19 protein-coding genes are annotated in these 19,077 nt (G+C 67.7%); 8 read left to right on the top strand and 11 right to left on the bottom strand.

What is annotated here, in order from left to right:
* Positions 1 to 35 precede the first annotated feature (35 nt).
* The gene (locus ACWDTP_RS09080) at positions 36 to 710 is read left to right on the top strand and encodes a GntR family transcriptional regulator (RefSeq protein ID WP_450018716.1); all 675 of its coding nucleotides are present in this window, start codon (positions 36 to 38) and stop codon (positions 708 to 710) included.
* Between the two features lie 7 nt (positions 711 to 717).
* Here ACWDTP_RS09080 and ACWDTP_RS09075 read toward each other — a convergent pair whose 3' ends face one another.
* The 7 genes from ACWDTP_RS09075 to ACWDTP_RS09045 form a co-directional block, all read right to left on the bottom strand.
* Positions 718 to 1,716, bottom strand: coding sequence for a LacI family DNA-binding transcriptional regulator (locus ACWDTP_RS09075; protein WP_450018714.1), 999 nt, complete (start codon positions 1,714 to 1,716; stop codon positions 718 to 720).
* The gene (locus ACWDTP_RS09070) at positions 1,713 to 2,363 is read right to left on the bottom strand and encodes a nucleoside/nucleotide kinase family protein (protein WP_450018712.1); all 651 of its coding nucleotides are present in this window, start codon (positions 2,361 to 2,363) and stop codon (positions 1,713 to 1,715) included. The genes ACWDTP_RS09075 and ACWDTP_RS09070 overlap by 4 nt, the downstream gene beginning before the upstream one ends.
* Positions 2,360 to 3,277 carry a PfkB family carbohydrate kinase gene (locus ACWDTP_RS09065; RefSeq protein ID WP_450018710.1) on the bottom strand — a complete coding sequence of 306 codons (918 nt, stop codon included), beginning with the start codon at positions 3,275 to 3,277 and terminating at the stop codon, positions 2,360 to 2,362. The genes ACWDTP_RS09070 and ACWDTP_RS09065 overlap by 4 nt, the downstream gene beginning before the upstream one ends.
* Positions 3,255 to 4,034, bottom strand: coding sequence for an ATP-binding cassette domain-containing protein (locus tag ACWDTP_RS09060; protein WP_450018708.1), 780 nt, complete (start codon positions 4,032 to 4,034; stop codon positions 3,255 to 3,257). Before ACWDTP_RS09060 ends, ACWDTP_RS09065 begins: the two co-directional genes overlap by 23 nt.
* Positions 4,031 to 5,032 carry an ABC transporter permease gene (locus tag ACWDTP_RS09055; protein ID WP_450018706.1) on the bottom strand — a complete coding sequence of 334 codons (1,002 nt, stop codon included), beginning with the start codon at positions 5,030 to 5,032 and terminating at the stop codon, positions 4,031 to 4,033. The genes ACWDTP_RS09060 and ACWDTP_RS09055 overlap by 4 nt, the downstream gene beginning before the upstream one ends.
* Before the next feature lie 8 nt (positions 5,033 to 5,040).
* Positions 5,041 to 6,039, bottom strand: a complete 999-nt coding sequence (locus tag ACWDTP_RS09050; RefSeq protein ID WP_450018705.1) for a substrate-binding domain-containing protein — start codon at positions 6,037 to 6,039, stop codon at positions 5,041 to 5,043.
* 111 nt (positions 6,040 to 6,150) lie between these two features.
* On the bottom strand, positions 6,151 to 6,771 hold the full coding sequence (locus ACWDTP_RS09045) for a TetR/AcrR family transcriptional regulator (protein WP_450018703.1): 621 nt from the start codon (positions 6,769 to 6,771) through the stop codon (positions 6,151 to 6,153).
* A gap of 150 nt (positions 6,772 to 6,921) precedes the next feature.
* Here ACWDTP_RS09045 and ACWDTP_RS09040 point away from each other — a divergent pair, with 150 nt between their 5' ends.
* A complete protein-coding gene (locus ACWDTP_RS09040; protein ID WP_450018701.1) occupies positions 6,922 to 8,040 on the top strand; it encodes an FAD-dependent monooxygenase in 1,119 nt (372 codons plus the stop codon).
* Entirely contained in the window at positions 8,037 to 9,461 is a 1,425-nt protein-coding gene (locus ACWDTP_RS09035) for an MFS transporter (RefSeq protein WP_450018699.1), read from the top strand. The genes ACWDTP_RS09040 and ACWDTP_RS09035 overlap by 4 nt, the downstream gene beginning before the upstream one ends.
* Positions 9,462 to 9,489: 28 nt before the next feature.
* On the opposite strand, the gene ACWDTP_RS09030 is transcribed toward ACWDTP_RS09035, so the two are convergent.
* The 4 genes from ACWDTP_RS09030 to ACWDTP_RS09015 form a co-directional block, all read right to left on the bottom strand.
* Positions 9,490 to 10,956, bottom strand: coding sequence for a class I adenylate-forming enzyme family protein (locus ACWDTP_RS09030; protein ID WP_450018739.1), 1,467 nt, complete (start codon positions 10,954 to 10,956; stop codon positions 9,490 to 9,492).
* A 134-nt stretch (positions 10,957 to 11,090) separates the two neighbouring features.
* Positions 11,091 to 12,347, bottom strand: a complete 1,257-nt coding sequence (locus ACWDTP_RS09025; protein ID WP_450018697.1) for a PucR family transcriptional regulator — start codon at positions 12,345 to 12,347, stop codon at positions 11,091 to 11,093.
* The gene (gene ligD, locus ACWDTP_RS09020; RefSeq protein ID WP_450018696.1) at positions 12,344 to 13,390 is read right to left on the bottom strand and encodes a non-homologous end-joining DNA ligase; all 1,047 of its coding nucleotides are present in this window, start codon (positions 13,388 to 13,390) and stop codon (positions 12,344 to 12,346) included. Before ligD ends, ACWDTP_RS09025 begins: the two co-directional genes overlap by 4 nt.
* Complete coding sequence (locus ACWDTP_RS09015; RefSeq protein WP_450018737.1) at positions 13,390 to 14,445, bottom strand: ATP-dependent DNA ligase; 1,056 nt, start codon at positions 14,443 to 14,445, stop codon at positions 13,390 to 13,392. The genes ligD and ACWDTP_RS09015 overlap by 1 nt, the downstream gene beginning before the upstream one ends.
* A 140-nt stretch (positions 14,446 to 14,585) precedes the next feature.
* Between ACWDTP_RS09015 and ACWDTP_RS09010 the strand changes: the two genes are divergently transcribed.
* The 5 genes from ACWDTP_RS09010 to ACWDTP_RS08990 all read left to right on the top strand — a co-directional run bounded on the left by ACWDTP_RS09010 (position 14,586) and on the right by ACWDTP_RS08990 (position 19,077).
* Positions 14,586 to 15,467, top strand: a complete 882-nt coding sequence (locus tag ACWDTP_RS09010) for an LLM class F420-dependent oxidoreductase (RefSeq protein ID WP_450018694.1) — start codon at positions 14,586 to 14,588, stop codon at positions 15,465 to 15,467.
* 34 nt (positions 15,468 to 15,501) lie between these two features.
* Positions 15,502 to 16,611 (top strand): ATP-dependent DNA ligase, encoded by a 1,110-nt coding sequence (locus ACWDTP_RS09005; RefSeq protein WP_450018692.1) that lies wholly within the window; start codon positions 15,502 to 15,504, stop codon positions 16,609 to 16,611.
* Between the two features lie 51 nt (positions 16,612 to 16,662).
* On the top strand, positions 16,663 to 17,577 hold the full coding sequence (locus ACWDTP_RS09000) for an alpha/beta hydrolase family protein (protein WP_450018690.1): 915 nt from the start codon (positions 16,663 to 16,665) through the stop codon (positions 17,575 to 17,577).
* Positions 17,578 to 17,589: 12 nt separating this feature from the next.
* The gene (locus ACWDTP_RS08995) at positions 17,590 to 18,354 is read left to right on the top strand and encodes a sulfite exporter TauE/SafE family protein (RefSeq protein WP_450018688.1); all 765 of its coding nucleotides are present in this window, start codon (positions 17,590 to 17,592) and stop codon (positions 18,352 to 18,354) included.
* Between the two features lie 126 nt (positions 18,355 to 18,480).
* Positions 18,481 to 19,077, top strand: a complete 597-nt coding sequence (locus tag ACWDTP_RS08990; RefSeq protein ID WP_450018686.1) for a carboxymuconolactone decarboxylase family protein — start codon at positions 18,481 to 18,483, stop codon at positions 19,075 to 19,077.

The following is a 19,077-nucleotide window of genomic DNA, read 5'->3' as shown; positions in this document are numbered from 1 at the left end:
GTGCCTCGGCCCCGATCGCGGTACCGTCTGATGTGATGGCAACCCCACCCGAGCCGCTCCCGACCACCAAGGCGGAAGAGGCGTTCATCGAGATCCGCCGCCTGATCGAACGCGGCCGGCTGCCGGGTGGCGCCAAGCTGACCCTGTCCAGCCTGTCCGACGAGTTGCAGATGAGTCTGACCCCGATCCGGGAGGCCCTGCGCATGCTGCAGGCCAACGGGCTGGTCGAATACAAACGTCATCACGGACACGTCGTGACGCAATACTCGATCCGGCGCGCCGAGGAGACCTACCTGCTGCGTCAGACGCTCGAACCGCTGGCGACCAGGCTTGCGGCGGAGAACGCGACGGCGGACGAGCTGCGGAGCATCCGCGAACTCCAGGAGGAGTTCCGGCTCGTCGTCGACGGAGACCCGCCCCGCTTCGCCGACGTGGTCGATCTCAACGCGCGGTGGCACCGGATGGTGTACGCGTCGGCGCATTCGACCCTGTTGGACGAATTCATCGACCGGCTCTGGACCGGCGTGCCGTATCAGGCGATCTGGTTCGTTCAGCGCAGGCACCGATCGGTCGCCGACCACGACACCGTCACGGCCGCCCTGGAGAAGCGACAGGCCGAGGCCGCCCAGCAAGCCATGCTGGACCACATCGGGCGGGGCCGCGCCGCGACGGTGGAGCACCTGCAGGCCATCGGCGCCCCCGAGGAGTGACCGCGTACTAGGTACACCCGCACGAATTGCGATGATGGAATGTCGTCGGTACCCGAATGTGTTGCGGCGCATCATCCTGGCCCCGAATCCGGCGCAGCAGCAGTTCGACCGCGGTGACGCCGATCGTCTCGACGTCCTGCGCCGCCGCGGTGAGCTTGGGCTCGAACAGGTCCGACCATTCGAAGTCGTCGTAGCAGACGAAGGCCACATCGGCCGGAATCGACAAACCAAGGCTGCGAATGGCTTTGAGTGTCCCGATGGTCATGGCATTGTTCAACGACACCAGTGCGGTCGGCCGGTCCTCCCCCGCCATCAGCGAACGCACCTCACGCTCCGCCACGTCGGTGTTGGAGTCGCCGTCGAGGACCAGGGCGGCATCCACCGCGATACCGCGGTCGGTGAGCGCCGCGGAGTATCCATCGAACCGTTCGGTGGTGGAGGAGATCCCGGCGAGGCCGCGTACCACCGCGATCCGGCGATGCCCGAGGTCGAGCAGGTGTTCGGTCAGCGACCGTGCCGACGAGAAGTTCTCCGGGCCGACCTGATCGCTGCCGATGTCGACGCCGCGGTCGATCAGGACCAGCGGGGTTCCGGTGCGGATGATCTCCGGGAGGGTGACCCGCTCCGACCCGGCCGCGGGTGCCACGATCATCCCGTCCACCTGCCGGTCCAGAAGTGAGCCGGTGACCCGTTTCTCCGACTCCGCGTCGTCGTGGGAATCCCCGACGATCAGCACATACCCGGCGTCCGACAGGGCCTGTTCCACGGCGTGGACAAGGCTCCCGAAGTACGGATTGGTCAGGGCGGAGATCGAGAGTCCGACGGTGTGCGTACGCCCGGCCGCCAGCGATCGGGCGACGACGTTGCGCCGGTACCCGGTCTCCTCGATGGCCGCTTCGACACGCAGCCGGGTTGCGGTGTCGACCTTGCGGGTGCCGTTGAGCACATGCGAGACCGTGGAGGCCGAGACGCCGGCGATGCGGGCGACATCACCCATCGTGGTCATCGGAGACGCACGATGCGGTCCGCTCGACCTGCGGTCGACTCGATCAGCCGGGCATTGCGCTCGTCGGACCCGAAGGTCCAGAACGCGGCATCCTCAGCCGACTTTCCGTGCGCTTCGTGCCGGCGCAGCAGCCGGGCATGGCGGACCTCGGTGTCGGGGGCCAGGAACCACACCTCGTCGATGCAGGACCGCGCCGCGGGCCAGGCATCCGATTCCAGCAGAAGGTAATTGCCCTCGGTGACCACGAGCGGCACCGAGGCCGGGATAACGATGGACGAGCCGATCGAGTCCTCGATCTCACGCCGGAACCGGGGCGCGTACACGATGGGATCGCCGGCGCGCTGCTCCCGCAGGGTCGCCATCAGCCGGGCATACCCGCCGGCGTCGAACGTGTCATGCGCGCCCTTGCGGTCCCGGATACCCATGTCGACCAGGACGTGGTTGGCCAGATGGAAACCGTCCATCGGTACCAGCACGGCGATGTCGGGTCCCAGCGCGGTGACGAGTTGCTCTGCGACGGTGGACTTCCCGGCCCCCGGAGCTCCGGTGAGGCCGAGGATGCGGCGTTGCCCCGGCACGACGAGCGCTTTCGCCTCCGCGACCAACTGGTCGAGCGTGGCGTCCTGCACATCCTGCTCGGTGATCACCGTTCCCGCTTTCGAGTCTGTTCCTTGAGTTCGCTCAGCCACGCCCGCGGCCCGACCACCGAACACCGTAGTGCCGCCACCCGGGCGGAGCGATCGATGCGCGTGACGAGAGCGCTCTCGGCCTGGGTGGTGAAGTACGCGTAGGCACCGTGGAAGGCATCGCCCGCACCCAGCGTGTCGACCGCCACCACCGGTTGCACCGGCACCGACCCGGACTCGCCATTCGACCACCACTCGACGGGATCACCGCCATGGGTGGTGACGACCGTACGGACACCGATGCCGACCAGCGTCGCGGCGGTGGCCTCCGAGGTTTCGGTGCCCGGCATCCGGAAGTCGTTGGAGCACACCATGTCCGTCACGTCCGCAACGATGTCGCCGATCACCGGCTTCCATCGGCCGGCGTCGACGACGACCGGGATGGCCCGTGCGGCGGCATGTCGAACGGCGGCACCCGCGATCAGGGGATGGTGCCCGTCGACGAGCACCACGTCGGCATCCGCGACGAGGTCGGCGAGGTCTCCCGGCGGTGGCGCCTGGGAGTTCACCGCGTCGGCCGAGACGACCGACCGGTCACCGGTCGACTCGGCCACCGACACGGCGGATACCGGTACCGTTCGGGTGCTGCCCGCCGCCGCGTCGACGACGCCGACGCCGTGGGCGGCAAGGTCGGCCCGGATCAGTCCGGCGACCGGATCCTCGCCGAGGGCGGTCACCAGGATCGCGCCACCGCCCAGCGCCGCGAAGGTGACGGCCGCGTTCGCGGCTGGCCCGCCTGCGGCGACGAACTGAGCGGTCGAGGTGATCTTCTGGTTCGCCGCAGGTGCTTTCGCGACACGGTGGATGACGTCGAGCGTGGCCAACCCCACGAAGACGCCTACCGGGGGCTGCTCAGAGGCCGGCGCGTTCGTCATCGGTCGGCTCCTCTGCCCCGGTCATGAGCGCCACCACCTCGGACATCGAGCGCTGCTTGGGATCGACGACGCCGGCACGCTGCCCGAGGCGGTGGATGTGGATCCGGTCGGACACCTCGAACACGTGCGGCATGTCGTGGCTGATGAGCACCACCGGAATACCGCGGGCACGGATCGACTGGATCAGGTCGATGACCTGTCCGGATTCCCGGACGCCGAGGGCGGCCGTCGGCTCGTCCATGATGATCACGCCCCGGCCGAATGCGGCGGCCCGGGCCACCGCGACGCCCTGACGCTGCCCGCCGGACAACGTCTCCACGGCCTGATTCACCGACTTGATGCCGATCTTGAGGTCGGTGAGGTGTTGCGAGGCCTCCTCGCGCATCCTCGGCATGTCCAGCCGGCGGAACACGCGGCCCGCGATGCCTTTTCGCCGCACCTCACGCCCGAGGTACAGATTCGACGCGATATCGAGGGCCGGTACCACCGCGAGATCCTGGTACACCGTTTCGATGCCGGCCGCCCTGGCGTCACGGGTGTTCTTGAACGACACGGGTGTTCCGTTCATCAGGATCTCACCGGAGTCCGGGATCACCGCACCCGCCAAAGCCTTGATCAAACTGGACTTTCCGGCACCGTTGTCCCCGATCACCGCGAGCACCTCGGCCTCGCGGAGCTCGAAGTCGGCCCCGTTGATGGCCGTCACGTTGCCGTACTTCTTGACGAGCCCGCGCGCCTCCAGAACCGGTGCGCTCACTGCGACCTCCTGCGTGCGAATTGATCCACCGCTACCGCCACGATCACGAGAATCCCGGTCGCGATGTTCTGGTAGAGACTGTCGACCCCGGCCTGGGTGAGACCGTTGCGGAGAACGCCGACGATCAACGTGCCCACCAGCGTTCCGACGACCCCTCCGCGCCCACCGAACAAACTGGTCCCGCCGATGACGACGGCGGTGATCGTCTCGAGGTTGGCGTTCTGATATGCGTTCGGGTCGGCGTTGGGGATTCGGCCGAGCGCGGCCCACGCCGCGATGGCGGCGATCACCCCCGTCACGAGGTAGACCGAGAGCAGCACCCGTGCGGATTTGATACCCGACAGGTTCGACGCCTGCGGGTTACCACCAACGGCGTAAATGTGTTTACCCCAGGAGGTTTGGGACAGTGCGTACCACATCACCAGGTAGACCAGGAACATCGCGACCACACCGTAGGTGGTCGAGAACGACCCGATGCGAAAGGAGGTGCCGAGGAAGGTCAGCGGTCCTGGCTCCACGCGGTAGGTCTCGGAGCCCGCGAGCAGGCGGGTGCCGGCCAGTATCGCGGTGAACGTTCCCAGCGTGACGATGAACGGCGGCAGCCGCAGGCCCGTGACGAGCCCGCCGTTGATCGCACCGAACGCCACGCACACCAGCAGTGTCGCCCCGAGCGCCACGACCGGCCCGTTGGCGCCCGCACTCTGGGCCATCACGATGGTTCCGAACACCGCGACCGCGCCGATCGACAGATCGATACCGGAGGTGAGGATGATCAGCGTCTGGCCGACGGCGAGAATGCCGACGACCACCGACTGCTGAAGGATCAGCGACACGTTCTGCGGGTTGAGGAACGAATCCGAGATCGAGCTGAAGATGACGATGGCGATGACGAGTGCCAGCAGCGGGCCGAACAACGGTTCGCGCAGGACGTGCCCCACGTTAAACCGGCTCGCCACCGACGGTGTCGCGGTCGCGGTCGCGGTTGCGCCAGTGCCCATGAACCGACTCAGCCCCAGCAGTTCTGTTCGCCCCAGGCGGTGTCCTTCGATTCGAGTCCGGCGACCGGCTTGTCGGTGACCAGCTGCGAACCGGTGTCGTTGAAGCCGCTGGGCTTGGTTCCGTCCTTGGCGAACTTGACCACGGCCTGCACGCCCTGCTCGGCCATCTTCGCCGGGTACTGCAACACCGTTGCGCCGATCTTGCCGGCCTTCACGTCGGCGATGCCCGTGCAGCTCCCGTCGATCGATCCGATGGTGATCTGCCCCTGGCGGTTGGCGGACTGGATCGCCTGGAAGGCGCCGGCGGCCGCGGGCTCGTTGAGGGTGTAGAGCGCGTTGATACGCGGGGCGCGCTGGAGGATGTTCTCCATGGCGGTCTGTGCCTTGGTCTGATCGCCGTTGGTGTTCTCCCGGCCGACGATCTCCGGCGAGTCGTCCGCGATGCCGAAGCCCTCGAGGAATCCGTCGTGCCGGAAGGTGTCGACCGTTCCGCCCGGGGTGCCGTCGAGCATCACGACCTGAGGTGTGGCGTCGCCGATCGCGGCCCTGACCCATTTGCCCTGGCTGACGCCCGCGGCCTTGTTGTCGGTCGCGAACGTCGCGTCGACCGCGTCCTCGGGGTCGGTCGCGGTGTCGAGCGCGATCACGACGATGCCGGCGTCGCGCGCTTTCTTGATCGCGTCGAGCACCCCGGTGGAGGAGTTCGGGGTGATCAGGATTCCTTTGACGCCCTGGCCGACCATGTTCTCGATGGCCGCGACCTGACCCTCGTTGTCACCGTCGAACGCGCCCGCGACCGCGATCAGCTCGGCGCCGTCCTGGTCGGCCTGGGCCTGGGCGGCCTCACGCAACTTCACGAAGTACGGGTTCGAATCGGTCTTGGTGATCAGGCCGACCTTGACGCTGTCCGAACCCGACCCGCCGCAGGCGGTCAGCCCGAGTACCAGCGAGGCTGCCATCAGCGCCGCCCCGATCGGCCGCGTGCTCCGGTTGCGCTTTACGAACATGTGGTCTCCCTTGACCCCGATGAGGCGCCCATCGCGCCGCGTGTTTCGCAGGAGCTTAAGCGGCAGGCAAGCGCTTGCGCATGCGCTTGCGCGAAAAAGTTCCGCCGATTTTCAGGAGCGCGGTGCCGTGGCCCGGATGCCGGCAAGCACCACCTCGACGATGTGCTCGGCGTCCGCGCGGGTGAACGGGCGCACGCCGCGGTTGACGATGAGGCGTACCGGTCCGGAGATCAGCTCGCCGAGGAAACCGCTGTCGACCGGTGGCACCTCGCCGCGGTCGACGGCGAGGTCCACTCGCCGCTGCGTGGCCGCTCCGCGCTGCTCGAGGATCCTGGCCACCGTCTGGCGGACCGCGGGGTTCTCATGGGTGGGCCGGATAGCCAGATCGAGCGCCTGGCCGAAGGGCGTGTCCAGACCACGCGCCAGAGCTAACAGGTAGTCCACCAGATCACGGTGAAGGTCTCCGGTGTCGGCGATGGACGCCAGGTCCTCGGCGTAGCGCAGCAGGGCCTCGGCGACCAACTCCTCGCGGTCGGGCCAGTTGCGGTAGACGCTGGCCCGGTGCACGCCGGCCCGTTCGGCGACCTCCTCGTAACGGAAGCCCGCGATACCGTCGCGCGCGACCAGCTCTGCCGTCGCGCCGAGGATCTGCGCCCGCACCCGCGCATTGCGCCCACCGGGGCGGCGCGCCGAGGGCTGATTCGCCGTGCCGTCGGCCATCCCCGTGCTCACCTCCCGCACCGCGCTCGAATGCCGATTGTCGCCGGGCCGGGCGTTGCGGGGCAAGCCGGTCGCGGTTAAGCTTCCTATAGCGACACTATATCGCTTTTAATCGGAATGTTCACCGGCACATCCATCCGACGAAATCGGGAGCGGGTAACCATGCATGTCCTCATCTCCGGTGCCGGCATAGCCGGGCTCACCTGCGCCATCGAACTCGGAACGCGCGGCCACGACGTCACCGTCGTCGAGTACGGCAGGCATTTCCGGCTCGAAGGCACGCCCGTGGACATCCGCGGCGCGGCGATCGAGACCGTGGACAGGATGGGCCTACTCGACAAGATCCGTGCCGTTCGGCTGCAGATGTCGGAGTCGAGCCGGTTCGTCGACGCCGACGGTGCACCAGTGGCCCGGGTTCCGCTGGCGGACAACGATTCCGACGACATCGAGATACTGCGCGAAGATCTGGTGCAGATTCTCGCCGACGCGCTCCCGGACGCCGTGAAGATCCGTTTCGGGGACTCGATCCGGGCACTGGCCGACGACGGCGACGTGGGTTTCGCATCGGGCCGTACCGGACGATACGACCTGGTGATCGGTGCCGACGGTCAGCACTCCGCGGTGCGCGGGTTGGTGTTCGGGCCGGAGCGGGACCACCTCCGGCACCTCGGCGTCTACTTCGCCCTGGCCAATCTGCCCGGCGACGCGTGGTCCGATGACGCCAATTCGATCTACAACCTTCCCGACCGGATGGCGAGCATCTTCCGGTACAAGGCCAAGACCGTCGCGGTCTTCCAGTTCCGCTCCAGACCACTCGATTACGACCACCATGACCCGGACGCCCAGAAACGGATCCTCTACGACACATTCGCGGGTTACCGCTCGTGGCGGATCCCCGAACTGCTCGATGCGGTCCGCGCCGACCCCGAGTTCTTCTTCGACGCCGCGAGCCAGATCCACCTGCCCACCTGGCATCGCGGCCGCGTCGTCCTCGTCGGCGACGCGGGGTACTGCCCGGCCTTCCTCTCCGGCCGGGGCACCTCGCTCGCGCTCACCGGTGCCCAGTTCCTCGCCGAGGAGCTCGAGCGGTGCGGCACTGCCGAACTCGCCGACCTCACCGCTGCGTTCGAGCGGTACGAGGCCCGGCAACGCCCCCACGTCACCTTCGCCCAGGCGATCGTCGACCGTGGCCGCGACCACCTGCTGCCCGCCACCTGGGCCGACATCGCCGCCCGCAACACGCGTCTGCAAAGCGGCTGCGCGGCAGGTGATTCCCAGTGAAAGACACCCTGGAACCACCCGTCGCCGACGATCGGGAACACCGGTGGAGTGGGCGACTCATCCTCTGGGCGGCGGTCCTGATCCTCGCCAACGTCCTGGCCGACGTCGTCATCGGCTCGCCCATGATGGTGCTGCCGCAGTTACTGGAGCATTTCGACACCGATCAGGCTGCCTGGCTGAACGCGAGCGCGATGCTGGCCGGGGCGATCTGGTCACCGCTGCTCGCGAAGAGCTCCGACATCTTCGGCAAGCGCCGGATACTGCTCGCCACGCTGACCCTCGCCTGCGTCGGTGCGCTGGCCTGCCTCGCCGCGCCCAACCTCTGGATCTTCCTGGTGGGCCGGTTTCTCCAGGGCGCCGCGTTCGCCGCGGTCTTCCTCACCGTCGCCCTCTCCCGCCAGATCTGTGCCCCGAAGGTGGCGATGGCCGTGGTCGGGCTCGTGACCTCCGGCTCATCGCTCGTCGGCATCGTCGAGCCATTCCTGATGAAGCCGATCATCGATGCGTTCGGTTACCGCAGCGTATTCGTCACCGCCGCGCTGCTCGCCGCTCTCGCCGCGATCTCCGTGCGCACCTTCATCCCGGAGTCGCCGATCCGCAGCGCCGGCCGGGTCGACGTGGGCGGGGCGCTGCTCCTCGGCGGCGGCCTCGGCGCGGTGCTCGCCTACGTCAGCCTCGGCCGTGACCACGGATGGTTGTCCGTGGGCATGGTCGTGCTGCTGGCCGCCGGTGCCGCCGCATTGGCCGGCTGGGTATTGCGCACCCTACGGGTCGACGAGCCGATCGTGGACCTCCGAGCGCTGACCCGCCCGATCCTGCTGACACTGCTGGCTCTGCTCCTGGCGGCCGGCGCCTTCCGCAGCATGCTGCAACTCACCGGCATCATCGGCCAGGTACCCCCTGAGCTGGGGCTCGGCTACGGGCTGGGTGATGGGGAGGCGATCGCCGTGCTACTCGCCGCGCCCAACCTCGGCATTGTCGTGGGCGGTGTGTGCGCCGGCTGGCTCGCGGGACGGATCGGTCCTGGCGGCACCCTCCTCGCCGGCATCGGCGTCGGAGTTGTGGGCACCTTCGCGATGCTCGCGGGCGTGTCAACGCTGCCGCTGGCGATCGTCTGCGGAGCGATGCTCGGCATCGCCGCCGGTGCGATCGGCGCGTCCGGCTACAACCTGGCGACCGACCTGGTGTCCCCGCAGCGGCAGGGCACCGTCGCCGGACTGGTGTCGGTCGTCCTCGCCCTCGGCTCGGTCATCGTCAACATGGCCGGAGGCGAGATACTCAAAGCCACCAAGGTTTCCGGCGTCGTCGTTGACGGTGCCCCGGTCAGCACGGCGACCGGGGTGCACCTCTACGTCGCGATGGCGGGCGTGCTCTTCGTCCTCGCCGCGGTACCTGCGATCACGCTGGTGCGCAAGCGATGAACGTCGAGCCGCGTATCCAGATCGTGGGTTACGCGATGGACGGTGTGCCGAGCAGAAGGCGCAGCGCGGGCTTGTCGATCTTACCGATGGCGTTCTTCGGGATATCCTCGACCAGAAGGATTTCCGGCTGCTTGTACTCCGCCAACGACGCCTTCAGGTGGTAGGTCAGGTCGTCGCCGGTCACGCCGCTTTCGGGCTTGGGCCGGACGAACGCAACGGGTACCTGGCCGTAGATGGCGTCGGGCCGTCCGACCACGGCGGCTTCGGCCACGCAGGGGTGCTCGTAGAGCACCCATTCGATCTCCTTGGGGTAGATGGCCTCCCCCCCGCGGATGATCATGTCCTTCGCGCGGTCGACCAGGGTGAGGTAGCCGTCGGAGTCCAGCACGCCGACGTCACCCGTGCGCAGCCAACCGTCGACGATCGCCTTGGCGGTCTCCTCCGGGTGATTGAGGTAACCACGCATCACGTTGGGCCCCTGAATGGCGACCTCCCCGGGTGATCCGTGGGTAGCCATCGACCCGTCAGGCGCCAGGATCGCGACCCGTTGCCAGGGCAACGCCATCCCGACGGTTCCCGGCCTGCGAATACCGATGCGGGGGTTGGCCGTCGCGGCGCAGGTCGCCTCTGACAGGCCATAACCTTCGATAATCGGTACGCCGTAACGGCTTTCGAACGCGCAGAGCAGGGCGGGCGGCATCGGCGCGGCGCCGCAGATCGCGAACTGCAGCGAGCTGGTGTCGGGGGTGACATCGGCGGGCAACGCTTCGAGCGTCGCGTAGGTCGTCGGTACGGCCGAGAAGTAGGTGGGGCGGTACTTTTCGACCAGGTCCAAGAAGGTTCGCGGGTCGAACCTTTCGGCGACGGTGGCCCGGCCGCCGGCCAGCAGTGGCGACAACACGCTGACCACGATCCCGCTGGCGTGGAACATCGGCAGGATCACCAGTGAATGCGTACCGGGGCCGCTCTCCATCGCCGCGCCGATCGACTCCGCCATCGCCATCACGTTGTCGTGGGTGAGCATGATTCCCTTGGGCCTGCCGGTCGTCCCGCTGGTGTACACAAGCAGCGCGAGATCGGCGCCGTGGCTCGGCGTGGCCGGGAGCGGCGCCGCCGCACCGGGCTCGTTGAGAGCCTCGACCGACAGCCCCGCAACCGTTCCGACGTCGCGCCCGTCCTCGGTGATCAGCAGGCGCGAGCCGGAGTCGGCGAGCTGGTGCTCGACGTCGGCGGCGGTCAGCGAGGGGTTGACGGGGGTGACCGCCGCGCCCACCTTCCACGCGGCGAACAGGGCGATGATCAGCTCGACGCGGTTGGGGAGCTGCACCGCGACCACGTCGCCCACGCTCACCCCGCTGGCGGCCAGGCGGGCACGGGCGTGATCGATGCGGGCCAATACGTCGGCGTTGGTCAACGTTCCGTTGTGCTCATCCGCCAATGCAGGCAACCGTGGATCGTGATGAGTCCGGTGCTCGAATAGGTTGGCGAAATACATCGCGGCGCTCCTGACGTGCATCCCTGCTGAAGTGTTGCTTAACGCTATGGCCAGCAAGATGACGTGCACCAGATGCGCGTCAGCCGAAGTATCGGCCTGTATTTGTGCGCTCCGCACGCCCCTGAGTGGACGGGTCAGTGAGCCTGTCCGGCGGGCACCAACATCGACTTGCCCATCCACCGGCAGGCGAGAAGCGCGATCTGAATATTGACGACAACGTCCGGGTCGTCGAACGATGCCGCGCAGGTCTCCATCGCCTGCGTGACCCGGTATTGGATGGTGTTTCGGTGCAGGAACAACGCCTCCGCGGTGCCGGCGTAGCTGCGGTTACGGGCCAGGAATTCACGCAGCGTCTCGCGCAGCCAGCCGTTTCGCTCGTCGTCGACGGCCAACGCACCGAGGGTCCGCCGGACGAACAGCTGCAGATCGCTCACGTTCGCCGCCATCAGCGCGATCGGCGCAACCTGCGCATGACACACCAATCGGCCCAATTCCGGCCCTCCCGCGAGGGCGACTGCCTTGGCCTGCTCGGCTTCCCGCAGTGACCGGCGGAACCCGTCGACTCCGTGACCGACGTCGCCCACGGCGAGCCGGACCGCGAGATCGCCCTCGGTGAGCGCGGCTCGTAGCCCGTCGTGGTCGATGCCGCCGGTCGGCCACCACACCCGGGCTTCGCGCTCATCGGTGGGCACCACCAACGAGGGTCCGGCCGCGGCCATCGCCTTGCCGATCACCGCCCTCGCGTTGTCGAAGACGTCGGCCACATCCCGCGTGACCACCGTGTCGTCCGGCCACATCACCGCCGCCACGTGGCTGCGGTCCAGCCGGTAGTTCAACGCCTCCTCGGCTCTTCCGATGTCGACCGCCGCTCCCGGCAGCAGCTCGTTGACCCAATGCTGGCGCAGGCCACTGCGACTGCTGACCCACCGGTCACGTTCCTGTTCGTAGGCATGCCCCACCTGGTCGCAGATGCGGTCGATCCAGGCCGCGGCGCGGTGGACCAGTTCACGAGCAGCCGACAGGGCCTGCTCCCTCGTCGCCTGGGTCTGCAGCAGTGCCATCGCGTCGTCGACGAACCGCCCGTGACCGATCCGGTACGCGCGGATCAGCGCCGAGAGCGAAACATCGCGCTGGGCCAGGGCCCGCCCGTAGGCCAGCGCAGCGCCGGGCGCCTCGATATCGGCTTCGGCACCACCGTGTTCGAGGAAGTGGATCAGCGCGATGACGTTCTCGGTGATGCTGGCGTTGAGCAGGTCGACCATTCGCGAGTCGTGATCGAGCGTCCGGATCTCCGAGCGCGTGGTCAACACGAGCCCGGTGATGAACTCGTCGCGGCGCGCACTCATCTGCTGGGCAACCCACGCCACGAAGGCCGACCCGTCGTCTGTCACCGCCGGTTGCCCTCCTCGTCCCAGTTCTCGGCCACCTTCTTGCTGGGCTGCACCCGGGGCGGCTCTCCGGGCATCTTCGGATAGCTGGGCGGATAGGGCAGGTCACCGAGGCCGCGGTCCTCGTCGGCGGCGACCATCTCCAGCAGCGGCTTGAGTGACTGTTTCTGAGAGTCGATCGAGGCCCACGGATCTTGGCGTCCGGCAAGGAAATCCGGCACCGTCGCGATGGTGTAATCATCCGGGTCGGCATCGCGCAGCTCCGCCCAGCTCAACGGGGTCGACACCGTCGCGATCGGGGTCTTGCGCGCCGAATACGCCGAGGCGAAGGTGCGGTCGCGGGCGTTCTGGTTGTAGTCGATGAACAACCGCTCGCCCCGCTCCTCCTTCCACCACGATGTGGTCACAGCGTCGGGGGCGCGCCGCTCCACCTCACGGGCCAGCGCGATCCCGGCGCGACGCACCTGAATGAAATCCCATTCCGGTCTGATCCGCAGGAACACGTGCACGCCGCGGCCGCCCGAGGTCTTCGGGTAACCGACCAGGCCGAGTTCGTCGAGCAGCGGCCTGAGCACATCGCAGGCGATCGTGCTGGCCTCGCGAAAACCGGTGCCCGGCTGCGGATCCAGGTCGATACGCAGCTCGTCGGGGTGCTCGGTGTCATCGCAACGCACCTGCCACGGATGCAGGGTGACCGTACCCATCTGTGCCGCCCAGATGATCGCCGAGGCATGCGACACCTTCAGCGCGTCGGCGGTGCGCCCGGACGGGAACGTGACGACGCAGGTCTCCAGATAGTCGGGATGCTTCTGCGGCACCCGTTTCTGATAGATCTCCTCGCCCTCGACGCCGTCGGGGAACCGCTGCAGATGCGTCGGCCGGTCGCGCAGCGAGGCCAACATCGGACCCGATGCGACGGAGAGGTAGTACTCCATCAACTTGCCCTTGGTGCCGTCCTTACCCAGCTTCGGGTAGTAGACCTTGTCCGGGTTGGTGAATCGGACCTTGACCCCGTCGACGTCGAGTTCGGTTGCGGAAGTTGCCATCAGCTGGTCTCCAGGACGTCGTAGAGGTCGTAGTTCAACGGCGCGTCGAGCTGGTCGAACGTGCAGCCGGCCGGCTCCCGGTCTGGCCGCCAACGCAGGAACTTCACCGCATGCCGAAACCGCCTCCCGTGGATGGTGTTGCCTTCCATCTGGTCATAGGCCACCTCGCACACCTTCTCGGGACGCAGCGGAATCCACCGTTTGTCGGCCGCCGAGTTCCACCGGCTGGGGTCGCCCTCGCGCACCTCATCGCCCTCTCGCAGCGGCTCCAGGTCGGCCAGCAGCTTGGTCCGATCCTTGACGCTGAATGACGCTGCGCCGCCGACCATTTGCAGCTCGCCATCCTCGCGGTAGAGGCCGAGCAGAATCGAGCCGACCCCTTCCCCGCTCTTGTGGATGCGGTAGCCGATCGCGACACAGTCGGCGTCGCGGTGATGCTTCACCTTGACCATCTCACGTTTGCCGGGCAGGTACGGCCCGTCGAGCCGCTTGGCGATCACACCGTCCAGCCCGGCGCCCTCGAAGGTCTTCAGCCACTGCGCACCGAGTTCGGGATCCTCGGTGGTGCGCGTGACATGGCACCACGTCTTCTGCCGGACGGCCTCGGACAGGGCCGCGCGGCGCGTCCGGAACGGTTCATCGAGCAGCGAGCGGTCACCGGTGGCCAGTGCGTCGAACCCGATGAAGTGCGCGGGGGTCTGCTCGGCGAGCAGCTTGACCCGGCTGGCGGCCGGGTGCACCCGCTGCGACAGCGACTCCCAGTCCAGCCGGATCCGGCCGTCGATCTGGCGCGGCACCACGACCTCACCGTCCAGCACGCACCGCGGGGCCAGCTCGTCGCGCAGTGCGTCGAGCAGTTCGGGAAAGTACCGGCCGAGATCCTTGCCGCTGCGGGATTGCAGCGTCACGTCGTCGCCGTCGCGGAACACCAGCGCCCGAAAGCCGTCCCACTTCGGTTCGTAGGACCACACCCCCGCCTGGTCGGGCACCCTCACCTGGGCCTTGGCGAGCATGGGCTCGATCGGGGGCTGCACTGGCAGGTCCACCCTTACTATTCTTACCGCCATGCGTCGTTAGACCCGGCAACAGTGGAAATATTATCGCCGGCTGGCCGTCCTCGATGCGATGCCTAAGTTGCTGCCAACGCGCCGCCGATCGGGAATCCCCCGTGCACCATCCGAACTTGTAGCCCGACATGGACCTCGGAATACACGTACCGATCTTCGATATCGACGGCGGCACCACCGCGATCGCCGGTGAGCTGGCCAGGGTCGGGGAGGCGGCCGAACAGTCCGGCGCGACCTGGCTGTCGTTCATGGACCACTTCTTCCAGATCGAGCCGACGGGACGGCCCGCCGAGGCCAACATGCTGGAGGGCTACACCACGCTGGGCTTCCTGGCTGCCCACACCTCGACCGTCCAGCTCGGACTGCTCGTCACCGGCGTCACCTACCGGCATCCGGGGCTGCTCGCCAAGACGGTGACCACCCTGGACGTGCTGTCCGGCGGGCGCGCGGTCCTCGGCATCGGCGCGGCCTGGTTCGAACGGGAGCACTTGGGCCTCGGGGTGCCGTACCCGGCGACCGCCGAACGGTTCGAACGGCTCGAGGAAACCCTGCAGATCTGTAATCAGATGTGGGACCCCGACGACAACGGGCCCTACGCCGGCCAGCATTACCAGTTGCAGGAGACGCTTTGCTCGCCGCAGCCGATCAACCGGCCCAAGGTGCTGATCGGTGGCGGCGGCGAACGCAAGACGCTGCGACTGGTCGCGCAGTACGGCGACGCCTGCAACCTTTTCGCGAGCTCCCCCGGGGACGTCGCGCACAAGCTCGACGTCTTACGGCGCCACTGCGACGATGTCGGCACCGATTACGACGCGATCCGCAAGACCGTCATGGTCATGAGCCCGAACCCCACGCCTGACCAGGGCGACGAATTCGTCGAGAGCATGGCCGATTACGCCAAACTCGGCGTCGACACGTCGATCGTCATGCCTCCCGACGGTTCGCCGGCGACATGGATCGACGGCATCGCACCCGTGGTCCGGCGACTCGCCGAACTGGGAGGCCGCTGACCGGGCGGAGCCCACGCCGGGCCAGGATGGGTCGATGGACCTGCCCGTGATGCCGCCGCTGGCACCGATGCTGTCGAAATCGGTGCGCGAAATCCCGCCCGGTATGTCCTACGAACCGAAGTGGGACGGGTTCCGCACGGTCTGCTTCCGGGACGGTGACGAGGTCGAGTTCGGCAGCCGCAACGAACGCCCGATGACCCGGTATTTCCCCGAACTGGTCGCGGCCGCGGTCGCCGAACTGCCCGAACGCTGCGTCATCGACGGCGAGATCGTCATCGCCACCGGCGGCGGCCTGGACTTCGAGGCGCTGCAGCTGCGGCTGCATCCCGCCGCGTCGCGCGTGCGCATGCTCGCCGAGCAGACTCCGGCGCACTTCATCGCATTCGACCTGCTGGCCCTTGGAGACGAGGACTGCACCGGGCACCCGTTCGGTGAGCGCCGCGCCGCGCTGGTCGAGGCGCTGGCCGGATCCGGCCCGGCGATCCACGTGACGCCGGCGACCACCGACCTGGCCACGGCGCAGCGCTGGTTCGGCGAGTTCGAGGGGGCCGGTCTGGACGGGGTGGTGGCCAAACCGCTTGACCTGACCTATCAGCCGGATAAGCGCGCCATGTTCAAGATCAAGCACGAGCGGACCGCCGACTGTGTGGTCGCCGGTTATCGCGTCCACAAATCCGGGGCCGACGTGGTCGGGTCGCTGCTGCTCGGGCTGTACGACGCCGACGGCAACCTGGCCTCGGTCGGCGTCATCGGGGCGTTCCCGATGGCCAGGCGACGCGAGCTCTTCACCGAGCTGCAGCCGCTCGTCACGAGCTTCGACGACCACCCGTGGAACTGGGCGGCGCAGGTGGCGGCCGATCCGGAGCTGGCCCGCCGATACGGCGGCGGCTCGCGCTGGAACGCCGGCAAGGACCTCTCGTTCGTGCCGCTGCGGCCCGAGCGGGTGGTCGAGGTCCGCTACGACCACATGGAGGGCAGGCCCGGGGCGAGCGAAGCGACGGGGGGACGGTACCGGTTCCGCCACACCGCACAGTTCAACCGCTGGCGCCCGGACCGGGATCCGCGTTCCTGCACCTACGCGCAACTGGATCAGCCGGTCACGTTCCGCCTCGACGAGATCGTTCCCGGGTTAGGCCCCCCATGATAAGGTGCAATCGATTGCAGCCACCTCGCCGATGGGTGATGGGAGCCGCGCATGCCCGCACCGAGCTTTCCAGCGATCACCGAACCTGTGCCGGGCTCATCGCGGCCGGTCAGCTACCACCTGGCCGAGACCTGGGACGCCCTCTACGTTCCCTATGCCCTTCGGGTGCCGTCGCCGGACGCGAAGGACCTCCCGTTCGTGTTTCTCGCCTATGGCAACGGCGGTGGCGGCTTGGAATGGCTGCGCGAACGGGTCGCGACACACGGATACATCATGGAGCGCCTTCTCGACGCGGGTTATGCGTGTGCCTGGGGCCGGTACCGGACGGAGGTCGAGCTCGGATTCCATCGCGGCGGGCGGCTCGCGGTGGACCGACGGCAGGGCATGGACCTGATGAGCCGCTCTCCGTTGGAGTTCGAGGATGAGCTGGCCGTCCTTGCGCACGTGGCCCGGCACCCGCAGATCGACCCCGACCGACTCGGCCACGTCGGAGTCAGCCATGCCGGCGAGATGCTGTTCAAGATCGCGTCGACATACGAGGGCCCGCTGCGGGCCGGCGTCGCCTGTGAACCCGCCAATCATGAGTTCCTCGATCTCACTCCCGACGACAGCGCCTTCACGAACCCGGACACCCAGCTGCGCAACATCGAGGAGATGCAGATGCGCGATCCCGCGTTCGTACGGTCACGGATCAACGAACCGCTCGCGCATGCGCGCATCGAGCCGATCTCGCTGCCGATTCTGGTGATGGGTCGCGCCGACGATCACCTACAGGGAATCTTCCGGTTGAGCTACGAGCTGTTGGCGGCCTGCGGTAAGGATGCCTCGTGGGTGTCATGGGATCACCCGCTGCACGGCTACATCTTTCCCGTCCGTGGCGACGACGGCCGAGTCGAGGTCGATGACGTGCAGGAACGCGCGATCGACGGGGTGGTGGCGTTCCTCGACGACCACCTCTGCCGCTGAGCGCGCCGCCCGATGCTCCAATCCATCGCGATCTTCTCGGCAGGGGTATGGGCCGGCGGGATCAACGTCATCGTCGGCTCGGGGACCCTGGTGACTTTTCCGACCCTGCTGCTGTTCGGCTATCCGCCGCTCACCGCGAACGTCTCCAACAACATCGGCATGGTCGCGGGCGGCGTGTCGGGCATCTACGGCTACCGGCGTGAGCTGCACCCGAACCGAGCCATCCTGGTGCGTCTCGCCCCCGCATCGATCGCCGGCGCGTTGGTCGGGGCCGCCCTGTTACTCGTGCTGCCCGACGAGTCGTTCAAGGCGATCGTGCCTGTTCTCATCGCGCTCGGCCTGCTGATGGTCGTTGTCGGCCCGAGCGTGCAACGGCGTACCGCCGCCGCCCAGCACGACGAATCGAAGAACCTGTTCATGCGCATCCTGCTCACCGCCGGGATCTTCGCCCTCGGAATCTACGGCGGGTATTTCGGTGCGGCCCAGGGGATTCTGCTGGTCGGGCTGATGGGAATGATCCTCAGCGACGGCATCCAGCGCCTCACCGCGATCAAGAACGTGCTCGCGACGTTGGTGAACGCCGTGGCCGCCATGACGTTCATGGTCATCGCCACCGACCGCATCGACTGGGAGGTTGTCGCGCTTATCTCGTGCGGGGCGGCCATCGGTGGTTACCTCGGCGCCCGGTTCGGCCGTCGGCTCCCGCCGGCCGCGCTCCGGACCTTCATCCTGGTGATCGGCTCACTCGCGCTCACCAAGATCCTGCTGGTCGACTGATCGATCAGGACCTTGACGCGCCGGGTGCGGCGACAGATACTGACGACAATCGATTGCAGGCTGCGTTCATGGGAGAGCGATATGGGCACACCGACCCAGCGCATCAGTTACGTACCATTCGAGCAGATGGACGAGCGCATGAAGGCCGAGATGGAGCGCTGCGCGAAGCACGGCACACCGCGACCCGAGAGCTCCGCGGTCCGCGCGCACTCCCCCGAGGCGTTCTGGGCGTTCGCCGACAGTTGGAAGGCCCAGTTCCACAGTGGCGCGGTCGATCACGAGACGAAGGATCTGTGCCGTGTGTACATATCCCGGACGGTCAAGTGCGAGTTCTGCGGGAACCAGCGGTCGGAGAAGGCCACCGCGGCGGGCCTGCAGGAGCAGCAGTACGACCAACTGCTCAACTTCGAGACCTCCGACCTCTACGACGACCGTCAGAAGGCAGCGCTCGCCTACGCCGAGGCCATCGCCTGGGGCTGCCAGGATCTCGACGGACTATGGGATCGGCTGAACGCCCACTTCTCGGAGCCGGAACTGGTCGAGCTGGGCTGCTGTATCGCGTTGACCTTCGGCCAGCAGAGCTGGATCCGACTGCTTGGTATCGACCACCACCAGTACCTGGCGGGGACCGCCGCATCGATGGCCCCCGGCTTTGAAACCGCCGAGGAACTCGCCGCGAGCAAGGCCGCCCCCGGCTACTGGGCGGCGTCGAGCCACGCCTGA

It is taken from the genome of Mycobacterium sp. NPDC003449, from assembly GCF_053588415.1.
Note: the sequence above shows the minus strand (reverse complement) of the source record. Positions and strands in the feature narration are given on the sequence as shown.

Coding starts and splice junctions, on each gene's coding strand:
- ACWDTP_RS08990 (WP_450018686.1), top strand. CDS start 18,481: ATGGACGAGCGCATGAAGGCCGAGATGGAGCGCTGCGCGAAGCACGGC.
- ACWDTP_RS09030 (WP_450018739.1), bottom strand. CDS start 10,956: ATGTATTTCGCCAACCTATTCGAGCACCGGACTCATCACGATCCACGG.
- ligD (WP_450018696.1), bottom strand. CDS start 13,390: ATGGCAACTTCCGCAACCGAACTCGACGTCGACGGGGTCAAGGTCCGA.
- ACWDTP_RS09080 (WP_450018716.1), top strand. CDS start 36: ATGGCAACCCCACCCGAGCCGCTCCCGACCACCAAGGCGGAAGAGGCG.
- ACWDTP_RS09055 (WP_450018706.1), bottom strand. CDS start 5,032: ATGGGCACTGGCGCAACCGCGACCGCGACCGCGACACCGTCGGTGGCG.
- ACWDTP_RS09050 (WP_450018705.1), bottom strand. CDS start 6,039: ATGTTCGTAAAGCGCAACCGGAGCACGCGGCCGATCGGGGCGGCGCTG.
- ACWDTP_RS09065 (WP_450018710.1), bottom strand. CDS start 3,277: ATGACGAACGCGCCGGCCTCTGAGCAGCCCCCGGTAGGCGTCTTCGTG.
- ACWDTP_RS09040 (WP_450018701.1), top strand. CDS start 6,922: ATGCATGTCCTCATCTCCGGTGCCGGCATAGCCGGGCTCACCTGCGCC.
- ACWDTP_RS09005 (WP_450018692.1), top strand. CDS start 15,502: ATGGACCTGCCCGTGATGCCGCCGCTGGCACCGATGCTGTCGAAATCG.
- ACWDTP_RS09075 (WP_450018714.1), bottom strand. CDS start 1,716: ATGACCACGATGGGTGATGTCGCCCGCATCGCCGGCGTCTCGGCCTCC.
- ACWDTP_RS09000 (WP_450018690.1), top strand. CDS start 16,663: ATGCCCGCACCGAGCTTTCCAGCGATCACCGAACCTGTGCCGGGCTCA.
- ACWDTP_RS08995 (WP_450018688.1), top strand. CDS start 17,590: ATGCTCCAATCCATCGCGATCTTCTCGGCAGGGGTATGGGCCGGCGGG.
- ACWDTP_RS09010 (WP_450018694.1), top strand. CDS start 14,586: ATGGACCTCGGAATACACGTACCGATCTTCGATATCGACGGCGGCACC.